This is a genomic window from Pseudomonas sp. AL03, from assembly GCF_029960815.1.
Classification (GTDB): domain Bacteria; phylum Pseudomonadota; class Gammaproteobacteria; order Pseudomonadales; family Pseudomonadaceae; genus Aquipseudomonas.
Window position 1 is genome coordinate 433,215 of sequence record NZ_JASBRE010000001.1, and the last position, 19,534, is coordinate 452,748.

Genomic DNA, 19,534 nt, shown 5'->3' on the forward strand with positions numbered 1-19,534 from the left:
CGCTCCTACAGATTTCGGTGAACCGTAGGAGCGAGGCTTGCCCGCGAAGCTTTTATTTACGGGCCACGATCACCGCACGCATCGGCGCCGGCAGTCCTTCAACCGTCTTGCTGTGATCTTCCGGATCAAGGAAATCGCTCAGCGACTGATACTTCATCCATTCCGTCCCGCGCTGTTCCTCGACCGTGGTCACGCTCACGTCCACACAGCGAACATCCGTGAACCCGGCGCGACGCAGCCACAGTTCCAGCGCCGGCACCGACGGCAGGAACCACACGTTACGCATCTGCGCATAACGGTCTTCCGGCACCAGCACCTGCTGCTGATCGCCTTCAATCACCAGCGTCTCCAGCACCAATTCACCACCCTTGACCAGGCAATCCTTCAGCGCCAGCAAATGCTCGATCGGCGAGCGGCGGTGATAGAACACACCCATGGAAAACACCGTGTCGAAGCCTTCCATGTTCGGCGGCAGGTCTTCGAACGGGAACGGCAGGTGCCAGGCATTGGGTTCGGACAAATAACGCTGCACCGCCTGGAACTGACAGAAGAACAGCCAGTTCGGGTCAACGCCAATCACGCTGTCGGCCCCGGCACCGAGCATGCGCCACATGTAGTAGCCATTGCCGCAGCCGACATCGAGGATGCGTTTGCCCTTCAGATCAAGATGCGGTGCGACCCGCGACCACTTCCAGTCCGAACGCCATTCGGTGTCGACATGCACGCCAAACAAATCGAACGGCCCTTTGCGCCACGGCGACAGGCCCATCAGCGCGGTACGCATTTGCGCGCGGGTTTCATCATCGCAATCGGTGTCCAGCGTCAGACCATTGAGCAGGTCGACTTCGCTGGGCTGAATCTTCGGCAAGGCGTCCAGCGCACTCTGCCAGCGCTCCAGGTCGCCATGACCCTTTTCCATTTTCTTGTCGAGTTGCGCTTGCAGGGTGTTGGCCCAGTCGGCCAGCGGCGTGCCGGCCAGACGGCGGGCGAGGGGGGACAGATCAATCATGGCAAGGCAATCAACGAGGCAAAGTTAAGACACTGGAACCACGGCACGACTTTCGAGAACCCGGCGGCCAGCAGGCGCTCGCGGTGTTCTTCGAGGCTGTCGGGCTTCATGACGTTTTCGATGGCGCTACGTTTCTGGGCAATTTCCAGTTCGCTGTAGCCGTTGGCGCGTTTGAACGCGACGTGCAGGTCGGTGAGCAGCGCGTGTTCTTCGAGGTCGTTGAAGCGCAGTTTCTCCGACAGGATCAGCGCGCCGCCGGGCAACAGCGATTGGCGGATGCGCGCGAGCAACGCGGTGCGCTGCTCCGGGACGATGAATTGCAGGGTGAAGTTCAGCGCCACCACCGAGGCTGGCTGGAATTGCAGGGCGAGGATGTCGCCTTCGATCACTTCCACCGGCAGCAGCTCCTGGAACATCGAGTCCTGACCGTTGAGGTATTCGCGGCAACGCTCGACCATCGCCGCGGAGTTATCCACAGCGATCACCCGGCAGCCGTCGGTACGCACGTGCCGGCGCAAGGCTTGAGTCACGGCGCCGAGCGACGAGCCCAGGTCGTAGAGCACGCTGTTGGGCTGGGCGAATTGCGCGGCGAGCACGCCGAGGTTTTCAACGATGGTCGGATAACCCGGCACCGAGCGCTTGATCATGTCCGGGAACACCCGCACCACATCCTCGTTAAAGGCGAAGTCAGGCACCTGGGCCAAAGGCTGGGCGAAAAGGCGATCGGGGTCTTTGCTCACGGCGGTTCCAGCGGCTTCGGTTGAAAAGGCCGGCATTTTAGCCAAATTGACGGGGGGATGCGCGGGTTGTCTGATAAAGCGCTGGGCCCATGCAATTGATCGTTCCCACGCAGAGCGTGGGAACGATCTATTGGGGGCGGTGAGCGGATTGAGAAAAGGCCGACGCCGTAATCCCCCATTGCCCCAGCCAGTAGCTGAGGATTATCACGTAAGGTGCGGCATGAAACGGCGCGAAAAATCGATTGATGCCAATCACGCTGTCAGAAAACCCAAACGCCAGCGCGCCCGCCGCCGCCAGCAGCGCCGAACGTTTAGGTACATCGGTGCCCAAGCGAGCCAGCGCCCGCCAAAGCATGGCGCTGATGGCCAGGCCGTAGACGATGACCGGGATCAGCAACGGACCCAGCCCATTGGAAATCAAGATCCCCAGCAATACCGCGCCGACGCACAAAGCGATGATCAGCGGCAACAACGCCAACCGCCGACAATCGCTCAAGTAGGCTTTCAAATACGCCAAGTGGGCGACCAAAAACGCCCCAAGGCCAAACACAAACAAATCCCCCGGCCACGCCAGCAACACATCGCCGAGCAGGGAGAAAATCAGTCCTAGGCTGATCCAGCGTCGATACTCGCTGGGCGGTGCGTCGTGCAACCAACCGAGCAGCGCCAATACTGGCAGCGGTTTGACCAGCAGGCAGAGCAGCGTGGCGTGCACGCTCACGCCGTAGAGAAAGGTCACCGCGCCCATCAGCGCCAGAATCAGCCAGCCCACGATCAGTTAACCGAGATGGCGCAGTCGAAGCTTTCCACCGCCGGTATTTCCGGTGCCCATGGCTGTGAGTAGGTCAGGCGCAAACGGCCCGTGCCAGCGGTGAAGGACTGAAAGCGCCAGGTCGAGATCCCGGCGCTGCCGACGACCCCTGCATCTTCCGGGTTGCTGTAAACCTCGGGGCTGAGCGCGCGCAATACGCCACCGGCCGAATCCTGGATTGCCCAGCGGTAACCCGTGGTCGGGTTGCTTGGCAGGGTCAGGATCAGGTTCTGCCCGCTGTGCAGTTTCACCGGGCAGTCGCTTTGTTTTTCCACGGTCACGTTCTGTTTCGGTTGCGTGGCGCAAGCGGTCAGCAAAGAGAGGGCGAGCGGGACAAACAGGCGGGTGGGGGACATAAGGTCAGTGGCTCCGGCATTCACGACGAACGGCGAGCATAACTGAAGATGAGACAAATTGTGACGAGGAGGAGAGATCGTTCCCACGCGGACGGTTCGACGCCTCGACGTGGGAACGATCAGGTTAGGCCGTCAGAACAATATCTTCGCCACATCCGCAAAGCGTTTGGCGAAGTGCACGGTAATCCCTTCCTTCAGATAATCCGGCAACTCTTCAAAGCTTCCACGGTTTGGCTCTGGCAGGATCAACTCAAAAATTTTCTGCCGCCGCGCTGCAATCACCTTCTCGCGCACGCCGCCAATCGGTAGTACATGCCCGGTCAGCGTCAGCTCACCGGTCATCGCCACGCCTTTTTTCGGCGCCTGATTACGTGCGAGCGACAGCAGGGCGCTGGCCATGGTCACGCCAGCGCTCGGGCCGTCTTTCGGGGTGGCGCCTTCCGGTACGTGCAAGTGAACGAAGGCTTCGTCGAAGAACTTCGGGTCACCGCCAAACGACTTCAGATTGGAACTGACGTAGCTGTAGGCAATTTCCGCCGACTCTTTCATCACGTCGCCCAATTGCCCGGTGAGTTTGAAGCCCCGGTTGAGTGTGTGAATCCGCGTGGCTTCGATCGGCAGGGTCGCGCCACCCATGCTGGTCCAGGCCAGGCCGGTGATGACACCGGTGCCGGACAGTACCTGCTCGTTGCGGAATACCGGATGGCCGAGTGAGGCTTCGAGGTCTTTCGGGCCGATTTTGATCACCGCTTTTGGCTCGTCGATCAATTTCACGACGGCCTTGCGCACCAGTTTGCCCAGCTGTTTTTCCAGCTGCCGCACGCCGGCTTCACGGGCGTAACCGTCGATCAAGGCTTTTAACGCGGTGTCGCTGATGGCCAGGCTACCTTTCGATACGCCGGCCTTTTCCAGTTGCTTCGGCCACAGATGACGCTTGGCGATGGCGATTTTTTCTTCGGTGATGTAACCCGACAGGCGAATCACTTCCATCCGGTCCAATAATGGGCCGGGAATCGAATCCAGGGTGTTGGCGGTGCAGATGAACAGCACTTTCGACAGGTCCAGACGCAAGTCCAGGTAGTGGTCGAGGAATTCGACGTTCTGTTCCGGGTCGAGGGTTTCCAGCAGCGCCGAGGCCGGGTCGCCCTGGTAGCTCTGGCCCATTTTGTCGATCTCGTCGAGCATGATCACCGGGTTCATCACTTCGACGTCTTTCAACGCCTGCACGAGTTTGCCCGGTTGCGCACCGATGTAGGTGCGGCGGTGACCCTTGATCTCGGCTTCATCGCGCATGCCACCGAGGCTGAAGCGGTAGAACGGCCTGCCGAGGGATTCGGCGATGGATTTGCCGACACTGGTTTTACCCACGCCCGGTGGACCGACCAACAGCACAATGGAGCCGCTGATCTCGCCTTTGTAGGCACCGACCGCGAGGAACTCGAGGATGCGTTCCTTGATGTCGTCGAGGCCAGCATGGTGTTTGTCCAACACTTTGCGTGCGTGCTTGAGGTCGAGTTTGTCCTCGCCGAACACGCCCCACGGCACCGATGTCGCCCAGTCGAGGTAGTTGCGGGTGACCGCGTACTCCGGCGAACCGGTCTCGAGGATCGACAGCTTGTTCATTTCCTCTTCGATGCGTTTTTGCGCCTGAGCCGGCAGGACCTTGCCTTCCAGGCGCTGCTCGAATTGCTCGATGTCGGCGCTGCGGTCGTCCTTGGTCAGCCCCAGCTCTTGCTGAATGACCTTGAGTTGTTCCTTGAGGAAGAACTCGCGCTGATGCTCGCCGATCTTACGGTTAACTTCGGCGGAAATTTCTTTTTGCAGGCGCGCGACTTCAACTTCCTTGCGCAGCATCGGCAGCACTTTTTCCATGCGCTTGAGCATCGGCACACAGTCGAGCACTTCTTGCAGATCGTTGCCGGTGGCCGAGGTCAGGGCCGCAGCAAAGTCGGTCAGCGGCGACGGGTCGTTGGGGCTGAAGCGGTTGAGGTAATTCTTCAGCTCTTCGCTGTACAGCGGGTTGAGCGGCAGCAATTCTTTGATCGCGTTGATCAGCGCCATGCCGTAGGCCTTGACCTCGTCGGTCGGCTCGGTGGGCTGGTGCGGGTATTCGACTTCGACCAGATACGGCGGGCGATGGTGTTTGAGCCAACTGCGAATGCGTACGCGAGTCAGGCCTTGGGCGACGAATTGCAGTTTGCCGTTTTCGCGACTGGCGTGATGCACCTTGACCAGGGTGCCGTAGAGCGGCAGGACCGAGGTGTCGAAATGACGCGGATCTTCCTGGGGCGTGTCCATGTAGAACAGGGCCAGGGAGTGGTGATCGGATTTGCTCACCAGATCGAGGGTTTCAGCCCACGGTTCTTCATTGACGATGACCGGCAGCACTTGGGCCGGGAAGAACGGGCGGTTGTGGATCGGGATGATGTAGACCTTGTCCGGCAGGTTCTGGCCTGGCAGGGCGAGGTCTTTGCCGGTGGAGTGGTGTTCGGCGTTCTCTGGGTCGGCGTATTCGCTCGGGTCTTCGGGGAATTCTTGCTGGTCGCTCATGGGGCACCTGCGCAATTGGGTATGGGTGTTAGATGGGGCGGGTGGGGGGTGGTTTCAATGGCGGGGGATATTTCTGGTGTGTGTTCAGGGTTTGGACAGGTGCTTTTGACTTGGCGGCCTTTGGGCCGACCATGTTCCTGTTGACGGTGTACATATCCGTTCCTGCGGTAACGGCGGCTGGCGGTTTCGTCCTTACGACGAGTCCCTTTGGCAAACGCCCCAAAGGAACCAAAGGTCTTGCCCCAAGCGTCCGGCCCCTCGCCTAGGCTCGGCGTTCCTTCGCTCCGGCATTCATCTGGGGGCATCGCCTCCGGTCGGCTTCGCTTCGACCTCCTCTCGATGTGTTCGACTGCGTCGAACGGCGCTACGCGCCTACCCCCAGATGAACGCCTCCACTCAGCCTCCCGAAGGGGCGGGTGGATCAAGATCAAGAGCTGCAGGCGAGCTAACGCTCGGCCTGTTGAGTGGTGGAGGGCGGTGGGTGTATGCCGCTTCATTGTGGGAGCGAGCTTGCTCCGGGCGGCGTTCCGACGAAGGCTGTTTAACATTCAACATCAATGCTGCCTGATATACCGCATTCGCGAGCAAGCTCGCTCCCACAGGGGATGCGTGGTGTGGCGGGAAATCCAGCGGCCACAAAAAAAGGGCGACCCCCTCACAGGAGTCGCCTTTCCTTTAACCGCCGCTAAAACTTACTCGGACAGTTTGTACGCAATCACATAGTCACCCTGCTTGGTGCCCAGCGAACCATGACCACCCGCAACGACGAGCACGTATTGCTTGCCGTCCTTGCCGGTGTAGGTCATCGGCGTGGTTTGTGCGCCGGCTGGCAGGCGGCCTTCCCACAGCTGCTTGCCGTTTTTCACGTCGTAGGCGCGCAGGTACTGGTCGAGGGTGCCGCTCAGGAAGCCAACGCCACCGGCGGTGGTGAAGGTGCCGCCCAGGCTAGGCACGCCCATGCTCAGCGGGATCGGAACCGGTGAGCTGTCGCGCACGGTGCCGTTCTTGTGTTTCCAGATGATTTTGCTGGTGGTCAGGTCGATCGCAGCCACGTAGCCCCATGCTGGCGCCTGGCACGGCAGGCCCATTGGCGAGAGCAGGGGTTCGAGGACGACGCCGTAGGGCGCGCCTTTGTTTGGCTGCACGCCTTCGGTTTCGCTTTTACGCGGGCCTTGGGCGGCGATTTCGGCGGCCGGGATCAGTTTCGATTTGAACGCCATGTAGTCCGGGTTCATGAAAGCAATCTGACGCACCGGGTCAACCGAGATACCGCCCCAGTCGAACACGCCGAAGTTGCCTGGATACACGATCGAACCTTGCAACGATGGTGGGGTGAACGGGCCGTCGTAACGCAGGGATTTGAAGTCGATCCGGCAGATCAGTTGGTCGAACGGAGTCACGCCCCACATGTCGCGTTCTTTCAACGGCGGCGGCATGAGGTTGAGGTCGGATTTCGGTTGGGTCGGCGAGGTGTGATCACCGGCGACCGCGCCTTGCGGCACTGGCACTTCGTTGATCGGCACGATCGCCTGGCCGGTGCTGCGGTCCAGCACGTAGATGCTGCCTTGCTTGGTCGACACGAGTACCGCTGGCTTCACGCCGTCTGCGGTTTTCAGGTCCATCAGGGTTGGCTGGCCGCCGATATCCATGTCCCACAGGTCGTGGTGGGTGAGCTGGAAGTGCCAGCGCACCTTGCCGGTGCCGATGTCCAGCGCGGTCAGGCCGGCGGCGTGCAGCTCTGATTCAGGGGTACGCGCGCCACCGAACTGGTCCGGGGTCTGGTTGCCCATCGGCAGGTAAAGCATGCCGAGTTTTTCGTCCACGGCGAACATGGACCACATGTTCGGTGAGTTGCGGGTGTAGACCTTGCCTTCGGCAATCGGCGTGGTGTCGTCCGGGTTGCCGCTGTCCCAGTTCCACACCAGTTTGCCGGTGTGCACGTCGAACGCGCGAATCACGCCGCTTGGCTCGTCGATGGAAACGTTGTCGGTGACGTGGCCGCCAATTACCACCAGGTCTTTGGTGACTGCAGGAGGCGAGGTGGAGTAGTAACCGCCGGCGTTAAAGCCGCCGATGTTGGCGCTCAGGTCGACCTGACCACCGTTACCGAAGTCTTCGCACATCTTGCCGGTGTCGGCGTTCAGGGCGATCAGACGGGTGTCGGCAGTCGGCAGGAAGATCCGGCGCGGGCAGACGTTGCTGACCGGAGCAGGGCTGGCGGTGCCTGTCGGGCTCTGCTCGGACGCGTAAGCGGCGTCATCGTGATAGGTCACGCCACGACAAGTCATGTGCGCCCAGCCCTTGAAGTTCGCCGCGTTTTGCGTGGAGAGCTTCGGATCGAAACGCCAGAGTTCCTTGCCGGTGTCCGGGTCCAGCGCGATCACCTGGCTGTGCGGCGTGCAGACGTAAAGCATGCCGTTGACTTTCAGCGGAGTGTTTTCGGCAGTGGTTTCGCCTGGGTCGTTAGGGCCCGGGATGTCACCGGTGCGGTAGGTCCAGGCTGGTACCAGTTTGTTGACGTTTTGCGGCGTGATCTGCGCCAGTGGCGAGTAACGATCGCCGTGCGCACTGCGGCCGTAGGAGTTCCAGTCACCGTCGGGCATGGCCGGGGCGGTGTTGGTCATGCCCGGCACGCTGTCGCGGTCCAGTTGGCCTTTGATTTCACCGGGGTTGGTGAATTGGCTGGCCAGCGCAGCAACGGCGGCCAGCACCACGGCGACGCTCAGTGCGCCGGTGCCCATCGGCGCAGGGCCGGTAATCAGCAGCGGATGGCGGAACCACGGCAGCAGCATGACGATGCCCAGCGCAAACAACATCGCCAGACGCGGCACCAGTTGCCACCAATCGAGGCCGACTTCCCACAAGGCCCAAACGGTGCTGGCGAACAGCACCGCCGCGTAAAGGCCCAGCGCAGCGCGGCGTGCCAAGATCATCAACACGCCGGTCAGCGCCAGGCCGATACCGGCCAGTAGGTAATACAGCGAGCCGCCGAGCATGCTCAGCTTGATCCCCCCGGCCAGCATGGCCAGGCCCATTAGCAGAAGCAGGATACCGAGCAGGCTCGGCAGCAGACGGCTTCGACTCAAAGCACCATCAGTGCTCATAGTGTGGTTCTCCGTGACGTTTTAAATAGCCCGCGCAAGTTCACTGTAGATGACGATCCTGTGCGGGCAGGGTTCAGTTGAAAGTGTGCGGACGCCGCATTCCCTGTGGGAGCGAGCTAGCTCGCGATAGCGGTGGGTCAGGCAATATCAATGTTGGCTGTGATGGCCTCTTCGTGAATAAGCTCTCGCTATCAAAGGCCAGGGCCGCCTGGGTGCAGGTGGCGAGGCCCAACGCGGTGAATCCGCCGATCAGGTTCAGGGCTTTTCGCCGAGCAATAGCGTTGCAGACAGCGCTGTCTCGCGGAGTTTGAAAATAAGGCATAGGAGAAGTAATTCTGGGTCTTTTTCTGGGAAGTGAACTGAAGCGGCGATATGACGCGGGCAGCGGAAGCGTTTCAGCTTGACGGGCGCAAGGATAATGTCCTGTTACAAATAGAGAAAGCGCTTTTAACGAGATGAATTCTTTCGTATTCGGTAACAGTGCCGGGAGGCGATCTTTGAGGGTTCACCTACATTTAACGGACAGCACACAGATCGCTTTCCACCAACGAAGCCCTCGGCTAAGGTGCGCGGCTTCTTTACCCTTTCTACGCTTGAAGGCCCGGCATGACCGAACAGAACAACAACCCACTGCACGGCGTGACGCTGGAGCAAATCCTCAACGCGCTGGTTGAACACTACGAATGGTCGGGGTTGGCCGAGCGCATCGACATCCGCTGCTTCAAGAGTGACCCGAGCATCAAGTCGAGCCTGACATTCCTGCGCAAAACCCCGTGGGCACGGGAGAAGGTCGAGCACTTGTACGTGAAGTTGATGCGCACCAAGCGCCCGGTCTGAATATGGTCAACCCACCGACGCCAGGTTCTGCCGTGAGGCGTCGTGTTGTTGCCGTGGCGGCTGTGCTGGGCTGGACCGGTCTGGCCATTCAGCTGTACCTGATTTTCTACTCACGCTGGACCCTGGCGGCCAGTCTGCTGGGTGGACTGGTCAGCTTCTTCAGCTATTTCACTGTGCTGACCAATACGCTGGTAGCGACCGTGCTGACCTGTGAACTGACGTCCCGCGAGTCGGCAGCGCGACGCTGGTTCTTGCAGTCGTGGGTGAGTAGCGGGATTGCCGTGAGCATCGCCGTGGTCGGCCTGGCGTACAACGTTTTGTTGCGCCATTTATGGCATCCGCAAGGCTGGCAATGGCTGGCCGATGAACTGATGCATGACGTCATGCCACTGCTGTTTCTGGCTTATTGGTGGTTCTGTGTGCCGAAAGGCACGTTGCGACTGCGGCATATCGCTGTGTGGGTGATCTATCCATTGGTGTACTTCGCCTATTCGCTGCTGCGTGGGCACGAGTTGGCGGTTTATCCCTATCCGTTCATTGACGTCGGCACGCTGGGTTATCCACAGGTGTTTGTGAATGCGGGGGGGGTATTGGTGGGGTTTATAGTGATCGCGTTGTTATTGATCGCTCTTGATAGATGGCGCGCCCCAAAATGAACACAGGAGCCCCCTCACCACAGGAAACCTGGCAGGCACAAAAGCAGCGGTCATTCTTCGTCGCTGTCATCCAGCCGCCAGTAACCCACGGCTTTGACGAATTGCTCATTCAAACCATGCACATCCAGCAACACCCGGCGTATCTGCCGCGACACTTTGCTCTCGGTCGCCACCCACGCATACAGATTGCCGCTCGGCACTTGCAGCTGCTTCACCGTCGTCAGCAGGTTGTCCTTGCCACCCTCGCGCAGTACCCAGATCACATTGACCTGCGCGGCGCTTTCCAGACGTTGCTGCTCGGCGCCGTTTTCCACTTCAACAATCACCAGTGCACGACGATTCGCGGCAAGGCCTTCGAGACGACGGGCGATGGCGGGCAGGGCGGTTTCGTCGCCGATCAGCAAGTAGCTGTCGAACATGTCCGGCACGATCATCGAGCCGCGTGGCCCGCCGATGTGCAGGAACTGGCCGGGCTTGGCCTGCTCTGCCCACGTCGAGGCAGGGCCGTCGCCGTGCAGTACGAAGTCGATGTCCAGTTCCAGCGTGTTCAGGTCGTAACGGCGCGGCGTGTAGTCACGCATCGCCGGCATCGGGCCGTTGTCTTTACCGGCACCGAGCACCAGGGTTTCCAGCGCTGCCTGTTCCGCCGCGGTTTGTGGGAAAAGCAGTTTGACGTGGTCGTCCGTACCGAGGCTGATGAAGCCGGCCAGTTCAGGACCGCCCAGCGTGAGGCGGCGCATGCGCGGCGTCAGGTCGACCACCCGCAACACTTCCAGACGACGGCGTTTGATTTCATGCATGACACGGTGAATGGATTGCACGATCACTTCAGTCATTCGGCTTGCTCCTGAACGGGTTGAACGACAGGGCCATCGACGATGGCTTTGGCGGTGTTGTTGAGCAGGTCGCGCACCCGCAGGATTTCTTCCGGGCTCCAGCGGCCGTGATGCATCTGCAAGGCGTGACGCAAGTTGTGCACAGCCTCGTGGATCTCGGCTGGACGATCATGGCCGCGCAATGACCGCTTGCTGACCTCGATGCGCATTCGCACGCCGTCCAGCGCAATGGCCTGATCGGTCAACGACAGACGTCCGGCGTCGGTGATGCTGTAGCGTTTTTTGCCGCCCTCGGCGTCGCCCAGAATCATTTCGCTTTCTTCAAGAAAGGTCAGGGTCGGGTAGATCACGCCGGGGCTGGGGCTGTAGGCGCCGTCGAACATGCTTTCGATCTGGCGGATCAGGTCATAGCCGTGGCACGGCTGCTCGGCGATCAGCGCCAGCAGCAGCAATTTCAGATCGCCAGGGGCGAAGACACGGGGGCCGCGACCGCCGCGTTCCCGGCCGGGGCGTTTCTCGAAGCCGTCGCGACCGTCGCCGTGCTCGCGGTGGGGGGCATGAGGGTCTCTCATTTTTCTAACCTCTGTCGTGTTTAGATACAACTTAAGATATATCTTAAGGCGTGGGCAAGACCTTTTTGTGGGACTCGTCTTTCAGTCGACGAGTGGTAGGTTGCTTCGAACCATGGAAATTTACGCATACGCCAGGCAAATTCTATTTATAGGGGATGGCTCGATAAATTAAAGTCATTGCTCTATTTTTTAATTGAGTTCAAGTTCTAAAACCTAAAAAGTCCCATGGTGCCTAGTGGGAACTGCTGTATGGTTTTTTTGTTAAATCTGTATGTAGGTCGGAACTTACAGCTGCTATTTTGTATTTTGATTTTTTGTTCTTTTTTCTTTCCGGTCATGGGGTTATTTAACTACGTGATCATAGGAAGTTGCCTGCTTACATTCCAGAACGAACAGTCGATCATGCCCCGGCGTTGAAAGTTCACATCAACACAACCCGTCACCGGTATGCGTTGTTTGAACTTTCAATGAACCGATCCTCTTCTAAAAAACAGGTACTGAACGATGTTCAAGAAATTCGCGATTGCTGCTCCATTGGCTGTTCTGGCACTGGGTTCCTCCATGGCTTTCGGCGCGGGCGAAGCTCGTCACTCCATCAGCCTCATCGCCCACGTACCCACCAACGGCTTCTACGTGGTGCCGACTGACCCTGACCTGGTCAACAAGGACCAGGACATGAGCTATCTGCCGACCACCGGTAAGATGGGCGAAGTCAACGGCTTCTTCGACGTGCGCAACAACAACGGTTCGGTTCACGCCAGCCTGGAAAGTCTGCCGAAGCTGATTGCTGGTGCCACAGCGATTGATCTGCAAGTCTCGTTCAACAACAAGGTCCTGACCACGACACCGCAAATGGTCGTGGGTGAGGCTGAGTCCGACGTGAACTTCCGCGCACCACTCAATATCAAGGCGTTGGGGGCTACCTTCGAACCGGGCGATTACACCGGTGCCGTGGCAATGATCTTCGATGCTGTCACCCCTTGATCGAACGATCAGGCACTAAGCGCTAACTTCTATAAGTAGCGTTACCCGGCGGACAACCTGCACGGCTTGTCTGCCGGACTCCAACGTGTTCGTAATCAGAGTAAGAGTTCATGTTCCCGATGACACCCATCGCGGCCGCGCTTGCGCTGTTGTTTTGTGCCAGCGCAATGGCGGCTCCTGTTTTCGCCGGTACGACACCGCGAAGTTTGTTGGCGCAGGCCAAGGGTTTGCCGGCGGATTTCGAGGAGCATTTTTTTGATGTGCCTCTGGCTGTTCGGGTCGAACTCGATCAGCAGCCGCTGGGGGAGGCCATGGTGGTGTTGTCCCGTGATGATCGCATCACCCTCCTCGAATTCACCGACACCAGCGAAAACCGTTACGGCCCGGCCGAGCGGGAAAAGTGGGCCAGCTTTCTGAAACCTGGCGTGCCGCTGGGCACGTGCACCGGTTCCTGCCCCGATCAGGTGCTGGCCGTGCATTACAACCTGGAAAACTCGCTGGTTTCGATCCTCACCGAAAACGCTGAGCGCAACGTGGAGGCTAAGCGTTATTTCGAGCAACCCGAGGGCGGCAGCAGCGGTCTGATGGTGCGCAACCAGCTCAATCTCAACGGCGGTCAACAACAGGATCTGGGCGGACGCTTCGGCCTTGAGGCCAGTGGCAGCCTGGGCAACTGGAGCCAGGCGTTCAACATGCAAATGGCCCGCCTCGGCGGCCCGGACGACAAGCTTTACCACGCGGTGCACGAGCTTTACACCCAGCGCGAGCTGCAAGGCAGTTTCCTGCGCCTGGGCTATTTCACCCCCAATTCCGAAGGGCTGACCCGCCAACCGCGCACGTTTGGCACCAGCCCCGACACGGCAGTCGGCGTCATGTACGGCAGCTCCGACAGCCTGGCGATCAACAGTCCCATGCCGAGTGTCTATCCGATCTATGTCACGGCCAATCGCCAAGGCTCGGTGGAGATCTATCGCGATGGCCTGTTGATCAACACTCAGTCGGTGCCCGCCGGTTTGCAGACGCTCGACACCCGACCGCTGGCAGGCGGGATCTATGAAGTGGAAGTGCGCCTGATCGAAGACGGCCAGATCACCTCGACCACCCGTGAGTTGGTGTACAAGCCCAACAACTGGCGCAACCTCGACGAGCGCTGGCGCTACAACCTGTTTGCCGGTGAAGAAAGCAAACTGCTCAGCAACTGGGATCAACAGGCCAGCGGCAGTGCGACGGCGGGGGCCTCGGTCAATTACTTGATGCACCCACGGGTGATTGTCGGCGCGTCGGCGCGGCAGATTCGCGAAAAAATGCAGTACGGCACCTCCATCGACTGGACGCTGGCCAACCAGATCAGCCTGTACGCCAACGTTTACCAGACGCAGGATCATGGCACCGGCCTGGACCTGCAAAGCCTCTACAACTATGGCGCCGGCAGCCTGGTCGTCAGCCACAACCGCAGCTGGCTCGACACCACCCATATTTACGACACCCTGCCGGACGGCACGCGGGTACGGCAACGCAATGTCTTCGTCGGCGAGACCAGCAACTCATCCCTGGCGCTCAATCATCGGATCAGCAGCAAAACCTCGATCAACGCCCGCGTATCCCACAGCGAAGGTAACACCGAGGGCGTCGGCCTGGACCTGGGCTGGAACCAGCGCACCGTGCTGTTCGGCAGCGATGCCAACTGGCGCTTGTCGCTGTTCGATCGGCCGGGCAGCTTCAGCAGCGGCGATGCGCGCAATCGCGGCGTCGATTTGAGCATCAATGTCGCGCTGGGCGCGCCGGGTCAGCAGATTACCGGCAGCATCGGCTCGCGCACCGACCGCGACGGCGGCCGCGACAACAACGCCTCCATCGGCTGGCGCAAGGACTTGAAGGATCACGTGCTGCAGAACGTCTCGGTGACCGCGCTCACTGATACTTACGGCGTCGGCGTGTCCAGCCTGGCCAACTTTCGCACCGACGCAATCAATGGCGATGGCTTTATCCAGCGTTCCTCCTACAACGGCAACTTCACCGGCGGCCTGAACGTGGACAGCACCCTGGTTGTGGGCGGGGAAAAAATGGTGTTGACCAGCCAGCATGAAATGCGCGGTGCCGGGCTGATTGTCGACGTGGAATCGGACATTGATGACATCGCACTGCGCGCGGACGATTACAGCGGCGGCAGTGCTGCACTGCGGCCGGGGCGCAATTTCATCCCGATCACCGCCTACCAGAACAGCTCGGTGAGTTTCGACTTCGAAGGCAACAACGTGCCTGCCGCCACCATCGAGCCGGCACGCACCCGTTATCACCTGAATAAGGGCGGTGTCGAGTACCGCAAGATCCGCGTGATGAAAACCCTGACCGTGCTCGGTCGACTGGTCGACTCGCAAGGGCAGCCGCTCAAGGGCCACCACGTGATCAACCACGCCAGTCGCGGGGTGACGGAAGTTGACGGCTTCTTCTCGATGGAAATGAACGCCGGCTCGCCGACCCTGGAAGTGCGCCAGGGCAACCAGTTGCGCTGCCAGTTCCGCCTCGATGCGAACCGTCACCGCAGTGAAAACAACGTGTTGATGATTGGGGACCTGCGCTGCACGCCGGACACCCTGGCCGATGTCGCGACCACCGAACAAAAGGCGGGTTGAGCATGAAACGGTTCACCGATTGGCTGGGGCTGGGGCTGTGCCTGTCGTTGGCAGGGCCTCCAGCAGCGGCCATCAATCAGGAGATCAAAGCGTCATTCGCGCCGGATCCGTCGCAGCCGGGCAAAAATGTTTTTATCAACAAGACGCCGAACAGTGGTTATTGCGCGACCTATCCAGAGCAATGTGTTCAACACAGCATGTTTAGTATTCAACTGCCTGTGCGTTTCGATTCCCGGCGCGCCATTGAGCCTGGCGAATCTATTGCGTTGAAGGTACCGGCCAACTGGCGACAGCTGACGGTGACTAACAGCGAAACTCATGAAACAGAAACCGTTGAAGTACGCATTATCGGCATTGGTTCCATGTTCATTCTGAGTGAATCCGTCACCACGCTGACCGGAGAGCCGGTAATAACCAAGGCCCATGACAAGCTGTGGACCAGTAATGGCTGGGTTTATCCGCCATCCCCTTGTCAGTACAGTGGTGTAGCGAGCTATGCCCCCAGAAGTTATCGATTTTTCTGGAAGGCCCCCGTGGAGGCGCCCTGCACCAAGGTGGCTGCTTTCACGATTCCGTCGATTTACTTCAACACGTTCGATTTTGCCTATGAGCTACGTACCCCCAATCCTTTGGGGATGTCTTCCGGGGTGTTTACCGGCTCGTTTTCCTACTCCATAGGCACGGGTGCGGATTTCGACTTCGGGCCGTTGATGCAGCCGAATGACAACATCCTGACCCTGGACTTTGTGCTGGATGTGCAGCACGTGCTGAAAGTCGACATTCCCCCGGGCGGCGACAAGGTTCTGCTCGTGCCCGCCGGGGGCTGGCAAAGCTGGCTGCAGGCCGGACGCAAGCCGGTGCGATTGTTTCGCGACCAGACCTTCACTCTTTCCGCCTCGTCTCGATTCAAGATGTATCTGGAGTGTTCTTCAATCCTCGGAACGGGCTGCAGTGTAAGCGATGCCGACAGCCTCATATTCGCCCCGTTGAAGGTCAGCGTGACCATGCCGCATGGAGTAACCGATGTGTACGGCAAACCGGTCGAGCACCGGGAACTGAGCACCGTCGCAAGCCCCGTCATGCTCCAGGCCAGCCAGTTTGTAGAGCGAAAACCGGGCAAGTTGCATTTCGAACTGGAGGCGTTCGATCCGATTTTCAGCCCAACAGCGCCCAAGCGTTATTCGGGCAACGTGGTGGTGGTTTGGGATTCGGAAGTGTGATGGGCCGCGTATGGAGGATCCTCAAATGAGCAGGCAAACATCCCTGGCCCTGGGCACGGGCATTCTGATGTTGATGAGTGCGTCGGCGTTCGCGACGCGTGAAGAACATACCTTCGAAGTCCTGGTGGAGATTCCGACCCCGAGTTTTTATGTGATACCGAGCGAGCCCGACTGGATTCACCGCGATCAAGTGTTGCCGTGGAATCTGAACACCGCAACGTTGGGCGGGTTACGCAAGAATTTCGACGTCAAGCATGACACCAGCGCCATCCAGGCCCGGCTGGAAAGCGAGCCGTATCTGTCAAACGGCAATGACGAGCAGAACATCTCTTTGCAGGTCAGTTTCAACGGCCAGCTACTCAGCCATGAGTCGCCGCCCCGCAGAGTGGTGTCGGCTACCGAGGCGATGATGGGGGGGCGTTTTGCGCTGGAGATCCAGCCCAAGGTGCCCGTCGGAGGTTTCCAACCGGGAAGCTACTACGGAGCGGTGCAGCTGATTTTCAGTGCCGAGGCGCCGTGAGGGGCCATGCAATGCAAAGGTGGAATCAAATAATGCAAAAGTGTTTGTGGTTCCTGGGGCTGTTGGCGGCGCTGAGCGCCCCCTCGGCGCAGGCGGCGAGTCAGGAGATCCAGGCGTTGTTTCAGCCGGATCCTGCGCAGCCGAACAAAAATGTGTTCATCAACAAAACGCCGAACACCGGGTATTGCGCGCTTTATCCAGCGCAATGCACCGATAACGGCATGTTCAGCATCCAGATCCCGGTCCGGTTCAATTCTCAGCGGGCCATGAACCCAGGCGAAGTTCTCCAGTTGCGGGCGCCGGCCAATTGGCGAAAGCTGACCGTCACCAATGCCCAAACCCTGGAAACGGAAACCGTCGAGGTGCGCATCATCGGCCTGGGCTCCCAGTACGTTCTCAGTCACCCTGCCGCCGAGTTGACCGGGGAAACCAGCGCGCTCAAAGGTCATGAGCAGCTGTGGAGGGAAGGTCTTTGGGTTAATGCATCGCCGCCATGCCAATACAGCGGCGTGGGGTCTTACACCGCTGACCGGTTCCGTTTTTTCTGGAAAACGCCGCAGGAGGAGAGTTGTACGAAGACCACACAGTTCCACATTCCGTCGATCTCGTTCGACACCATGGATATCGCCTATGAATTGCGCACACCCAATCCGCTGGGGATGTCGACCGGGCTGTACACCGGATCGTTGACCTACACGCTCGGCCCACAGCGCGACTTTACGTTTGGGCCATTGATGTTTGCGGATGACAACGTGCTGACCCTGGACTTCGTACTGGACGTACAACACACCCTGAAAGTCGATGTGCCGCCGGGCGGCAACAAGGTCTCGCTTGAACCAGAGGGCGGTTGGCAGCAGTGGATCGACGGTGGCCGCAAGCCCGACAGAATCTTCCGCGAACAGATCTTCTACATCTCTGCCTCGTCGCGCTTCAAGGTGATGATGGTGTGCGACGATTCGAACGCTAGAGACCACTGCCGAATGTATGGAGGGGGAAATGTCACCAAGGTGACAACCGACATGACGCTGCCTGCCGGAATCACTTCCAACGGGAATCCGGTGAGTCGCTTCCGGTTACTGCACAACGTCTGGAGCGAGCCATTCCAGCCGAGTCAGTATGTGGATCGCCAGGTCGGTACGCTGCTTTTCGAAATCCCCCGCGAGTCGATCGAGCAGTTGCTGCAGCCAGGCACGAGCGCTTCGCTTTCCACCGCCATCACCATCATCTGGGATTCGGAAGTCTGAGTTGCCAGTGCTGATCAATTTAATTTTTACAGGATTGAAGACGATGAATCGTGTGTTCTTACTGTGGGCGCTCAGCCTGTTTTGCAGCGTTGTGCAGGCCGGGCCGCAAATCAATGTCGGCACTGTGTATGACTATCTGGATGCGGACAAAAGTACTTACTTGAAACGGGTGTTCAACAGCGGCGACGCCACCGCTTTCGTCAAGGTCAATGTGCTGGAAATTGTCTATGACGCCGACGGCACAACCCGGGAAATTCCGGTCGAAAACGCCGCCGATGGCGCCTCGCGCAACGGCGTGATGGCCAGCCCGGCACGGCTGATCGTGCCGGCCCAGGGCATGCAGGGCACGCGCTTGCTGTACATGGGCGAACGTGACCGCGAGCGTTACTTCCGGGTGCGCTTCGTGCCGGTGGTGCCAGAAAAGGAAGATGACTTTGTGGTGACCCAGGACGAGCGCGAAGACTACAAAAAGAGCCTGTCGGCCGGGGTCAACCTGATGACCGGGTTCGGCACGATCTTTTTCGTGCGGCCCAAGGACGCCCGTTTCGAGACCGCCGTCAACGAAACCGACAGCCGCTACGAACTGCGCAACAACGGCAACACGGTGGTGATCGTCGATGAATTCAAAAGCTGCTCATTGACCGAGGAAGCCGACTGCGGTGCAACCACCAAGCACCATGTAATGGCTGGCAAGACGTTTGGTTTCGACAAGGAAAAAGATCGCGAATACCGATTTTTCCTGATTGAAGGTGACAGCAAAAAGAACCTGAAAATCACCAGCCGCTGAGCTGACAGGCATTCACCAATAATCTGCTTTCCATTGACGCAACAGGTAACGAAAACATGATCAAGCAATGTGTTGTCGCCGCGTTGGTGGCGGTCAGCGGGCTAACGAGTTCACTGGTCGAGGCGGCTCGTGAATCGCAGATCTTTTGGGTATCTCTGGAAGTCCCTACCCGTGCCTTTTACATCTTGCCAACGGAGCCCGGCTGGTTACATCAGCCCCAGGAACTCGAATGGAATCCCGTCGCCGAAGAACTGAGCAGCGTGCGCAAATATTTCGATGTGCGGCATGCTTCCAGCGCCATTCAGGCACGTATGGAAACACTCCCGTATCTGTCGAACGGCAGGCCCAGCGAGGACATCCCGTTACAGGTCAGCTTCAATGGCGTCGTATTGCGTTCCGACATTAATGTGCAGGAGGTGGTGTCACAGGCTGAAGCGGCGGCGGGCGCTCGGGTGTTGCTCGAAATTGCCCCCGTGAAACCGGAGGGTGGCTACCGGCCGGGGGATTACAGCGGCAGCGTCGTGCTGATGTTCAGCGCCAAAACACCGGGGGCATGAATGTCTGCATCAGCGGGTACCCCTGATGCCCAGGCATCAGGGGTGTTTGCGTTTGAACCTTATGACGAGGTTTTTTGCAGTGCCTCGCGCGTCAGCCGCCTGCTCAGCTCTTTTTCCT

Annotated in this window: 17 protein-coding genes and 1 pseudogene; 9 read left to right on the forward strand and 9 right to left on the reverse strand. The window is 59.3% G+C overall.

Going from position 1 to position 19,534, the window contains the following annotated elements; genetic code table 11:
* Window positions 1-52: 52 nt before the first annotated feature.
* The 7 genes and pseudogenes from cmoB to QK293_RS01980 all read right to left on the reverse strand — a co-directional run.
* On the reverse strand, window positions 53-1,009 hold the full coding sequence (cmoB, locus tag QK293_RS01950; protein WP_046049261.1) for a tRNA 5-methoxyuridine(34)/uridine 5-oxyacetic acid(34) synthase CmoB: 957 nt from the start codon (window positions 1,007-1,009) through the stop codon (window positions 53-55).
* A complete protein-coding gene (gene cmoA / locus QK293_RS01955; protein ID WP_282375284.1) occupies window positions 1,006-1,785 on the reverse strand; it encodes a carboxy-S-adenosyl-L-methionine synthase CmoA in 780 nt (259 codons plus the stop codon). Before cmoA ends, cmoB begins: the two co-directional genes overlap by 4 nt.
* Window positions 1,786-1,876: 91 nt before the next feature.
* On the reverse strand, window positions 1,877-2,521 hold the full coding sequence (locus QK293_RS01960; RefSeq protein WP_282375285.1) for a lysoplasmalogenase: 645 nt from the start codon (window positions 2,519-2,521) through the stop codon (window positions 1,877-1,879).
* A 2-nt stretch (window positions 2,522-2,523) separates the two neighbouring features.
* On the reverse strand, window positions 2,524-2,916 hold the full coding sequence (locus QK293_RS01965; protein ID WP_282375286.1) for a protease inhibitor I42 family protein: 393 nt from the start codon (window positions 2,914-2,916) through the stop codon (window positions 2,524-2,526).
* A gap of 132 nt (window positions 2,917-3,048) precedes the next feature.
* Window positions 3,049-5,466, reverse strand: a complete 2,418-nt coding sequence (gene lon / locus QK293_RS01970) for an endopeptidase La (protein WP_282375287.1) — start codon at window positions 5,464-5,466, stop codon at window positions 3,049-3,051.
* A 692-nt stretch (window positions 5,467-6,158) separates the two neighbouring features.
* Complete coding sequence (locus QK293_RS01975; protein WP_282375288.1) at window positions 6,159-8,570, reverse strand: glucose/quinate/shikimate family membrane-bound PQQ-dependent dehydrogenase; 2,412 nt, start codon at window positions 8,568-8,570, stop codon at window positions 6,159-6,161.
* Window positions 8,571-8,751: 181 nt separating this feature from the next.
* Window positions 8,752-8,892: pseudogene (locus QK293_RS01980) on the reverse strand (porin); the annotation flags it as partial.
* A gap of 284 nt (window positions 8,893-9,176) precedes the next feature.
* Here QK293_RS01980 and QK293_RS01985 point away from each other — a divergent pair.
* Window positions 9,177-9,407, forward strand: a complete 231-nt coding sequence (locus QK293_RS01985; RefSeq protein ID WP_282375289.1) for a VF530 family protein — start codon at window positions 9,177-9,179, stop codon at window positions 9,405-9,407.
* A gap of 2 nt (window positions 9,408-9,409) precedes the next feature.
* Entirely contained in the window at window positions 9,410-10,063 is a 654-nt protein-coding gene (locus QK293_RS01990) for a Pr6Pr family membrane protein (RefSeq protein ID WP_282375290.1), read from the forward strand.
* 50 nt (window positions 10,064-10,113) lie between these two features.
* On the opposite strand, the gene QK293_RS01995 is transcribed toward QK293_RS01990, so the two are convergent.
* Window positions 10,114-10,899: a siderophore-interacting protein gene (locus QK293_RS01995; protein ID WP_282375291.1), complete on the reverse strand. Its 786-nt coding sequence runs from the start codon at window positions 10,897-10,899 to the stop codon at window positions 10,114-10,116.
* Window positions 10,896-11,471: a PadR family transcriptional regulator gene (locus QK293_RS02000; RefSeq protein WP_282375292.1), complete on the reverse strand. Its 576-nt coding sequence runs from the start codon at window positions 11,469-11,471 to the stop codon at window positions 10,896-10,898. The genes QK293_RS01995 and QK293_RS02000 overlap by 4 nt, the downstream gene beginning before the upstream one ends.
* Before the next feature lie 504 nt (window positions 11,472-11,975).
* On the opposite strand from QK293_RS02000, the gene QK293_RS02005 reads away from it, so the two are divergent.
* The 7 genes from QK293_RS02005 (at window position 11,976) to QK293_RS02035 (ending at window position 19,416) form a co-directional block, all read left to right on the forward strand.
* Window positions 11,976-12,455, forward strand: a complete 480-nt coding sequence (locus tag QK293_RS02005) for a CS1 type fimbrial major subunit (protein WP_282375293.1) — start codon at window positions 11,976-11,978, stop codon at window positions 12,453-12,455.
* Between the two features lie 110 nt (window positions 12,456-12,565).
* Window positions 12,566-15,088, forward strand: a complete 2,523-nt coding sequence (locus QK293_RS02010; RefSeq protein WP_282375294.1) for a CS1-pili formation C-terminal domain-containing protein — start codon at window positions 12,566-12,568, stop codon at window positions 15,086-15,088.
* Window positions 15,089-15,090: 2 nt separating this feature from the next.
* On the forward strand, window positions 15,091-16,308 hold the full coding sequence (locus QK293_RS02015) for a hypothetical protein (protein ID WP_282375295.1): 1,218 nt from the start codon (window positions 15,091-15,093) through the stop codon (window positions 16,306-16,308).
* Window positions 16,309-16,333: 25 nt separating this feature from the next.
* The gene (locus QK293_RS02020) at window positions 16,334-16,828 is read left to right on the forward strand and encodes a CS1 type fimbrial major subunit (protein WP_282375296.1); all 495 of its coding nucleotides are present in this window, start codon (window positions 16,334-16,336) and stop codon (window positions 16,826-16,828) included.
* Window positions 16,829-16,860: 32 nt separating this feature from the next.
* On the forward strand, window positions 16,861-18,072 hold the full coding sequence (locus QK293_RS02025) for a hypothetical protein (RefSeq protein ID WP_282375297.1): 1,212 nt from the start codon (window positions 16,861-16,863) through the stop codon (window positions 18,070-18,072).
* Between the two features lie 43 nt (window positions 18,073-18,115).
* Window positions 18,116-18,859: a molecular chaperone gene (locus tag QK293_RS02030; protein WP_282375298.1), complete on the forward strand. Its 744-nt coding sequence runs from the start codon at window positions 18,116-18,118 to the stop codon at window positions 18,857-18,859.
* Window positions 18,860-18,915: 56 nt separating this feature from the next.
* On the forward strand, window positions 18,916-19,416 hold the full coding sequence (locus QK293_RS02035) for a CS1 type fimbrial major subunit (protein WP_282375299.1): 501 nt from the start codon (window positions 18,916-18,918) through the stop codon (window positions 19,414-19,416).
* Window positions 19,417-19,534 lie beyond the last annotated feature (118 nt).

Bases quoted from the DNA above. Each gene is read 5' to 3' on its own strand.
- QK293_RS01965 (WP_282375286.1), bottom strand. From the start codon at position 2,916: ATGTCCCCCACCCGCCTGTTTGTCCCGCTCGCCCTCTCTTTGCTGACC.
- QK293_RS02035 (WP_282375299.1), top strand. From the start codon at position 18,916: ATGATCAAGCAATGTGTTGTCGCCGCGTTGGTGGCGGTCAGCGGGCTA.
- QK293_RS01995 (WP_282375291.1), bottom strand. From the start codon at position 10,899: ATGACTGAAGTGATCGTGCAATCCATTCACCGTGTCATGCATGAAATC.
- QK293_RS01985 (WP_282375289.1), top strand. From the start codon at position 9,177: ATGACCGAACAGAACAACAACCCACTGCACGGCGTGACGCTGGAGCAA.
- QK293_RS02010 (WP_282375294.1), top strand. From the start codon at position 12,566: ATGTTCCCGATGACACCCATCGCGGCCGCGCTTGCGCTGTTGTTTTGT.
- QK293_RS02025 (WP_282375297.1), top strand. From the start codon at position 16,861: ATGCAAAAGTGTTTGTGGTTCCTGGGGCTGTTGGCGGCGCTGAGCGCC.
- cmoB (WP_046049261.1), bottom strand. From the start codon at position 1,009: ATGATTGATCTGTCCCCCCTCGCCCGCCGTCTGGCCGGCACGCCGCTG.
- cmoA (WP_282375284.1), bottom strand. From the start codon at position 1,785: ATGCCGGCCTTTTCAACCGAAGCCGCTGGAACCGCCGTGAGCAAAGAC.
- QK293_RS02015 (WP_282375295.1), top strand. From the start codon at position 15,091: ATGAAACGGTTCACCGATTGGCTGGGGCTGGGGCTGTGCCTGTCGTTG.
- QK293_RS02020 (WP_282375296.1), top strand. From the start codon at position 16,334: ATGAGCAGGCAAACATCCCTGGCCCTGGGCACGGGCATTCTGATGTTG.
- QK293_RS02005 (WP_282375293.1), top strand. From the start codon at position 11,976: ATGTTCAAGAAATTCGCGATTGCTGCTCCATTGGCTGTTCTGGCACTG.
- QK293_RS02030 (WP_282375298.1), top strand. From the start codon at position 18,116: ATGAATCGTGTGTTCTTACTGTGGGCGCTCAGCCTGTTTTGCAGCGTT.
- QK293_RS01990 (WP_282375290.1), top strand. From the start codon at position 9,410: ATGGTCAACCCACCGACGCCAGGTTCTGCCGTGAGGCGTCGTGTTGTT.
- QK293_RS02000 (WP_282375292.1), bottom strand. From the start codon at position 11,471: ATGAGAGACCCTCATGCCCCCCACCGCGAGCACGGCGACGGTCGCGAC.
- lon (WP_282375287.1), bottom strand. From the start codon at position 5,466: ATGAGCGACCAGCAAGAATTCCCCGAAGACCCGAGCGAATACGCCGAC.
- QK293_RS01975 (WP_282375288.1), bottom strand. From the start codon at position 8,570: ATGAGCACTGATGGTGCTTTGAGTCGAAGCCGTCTGCTGCCGAGCCTG.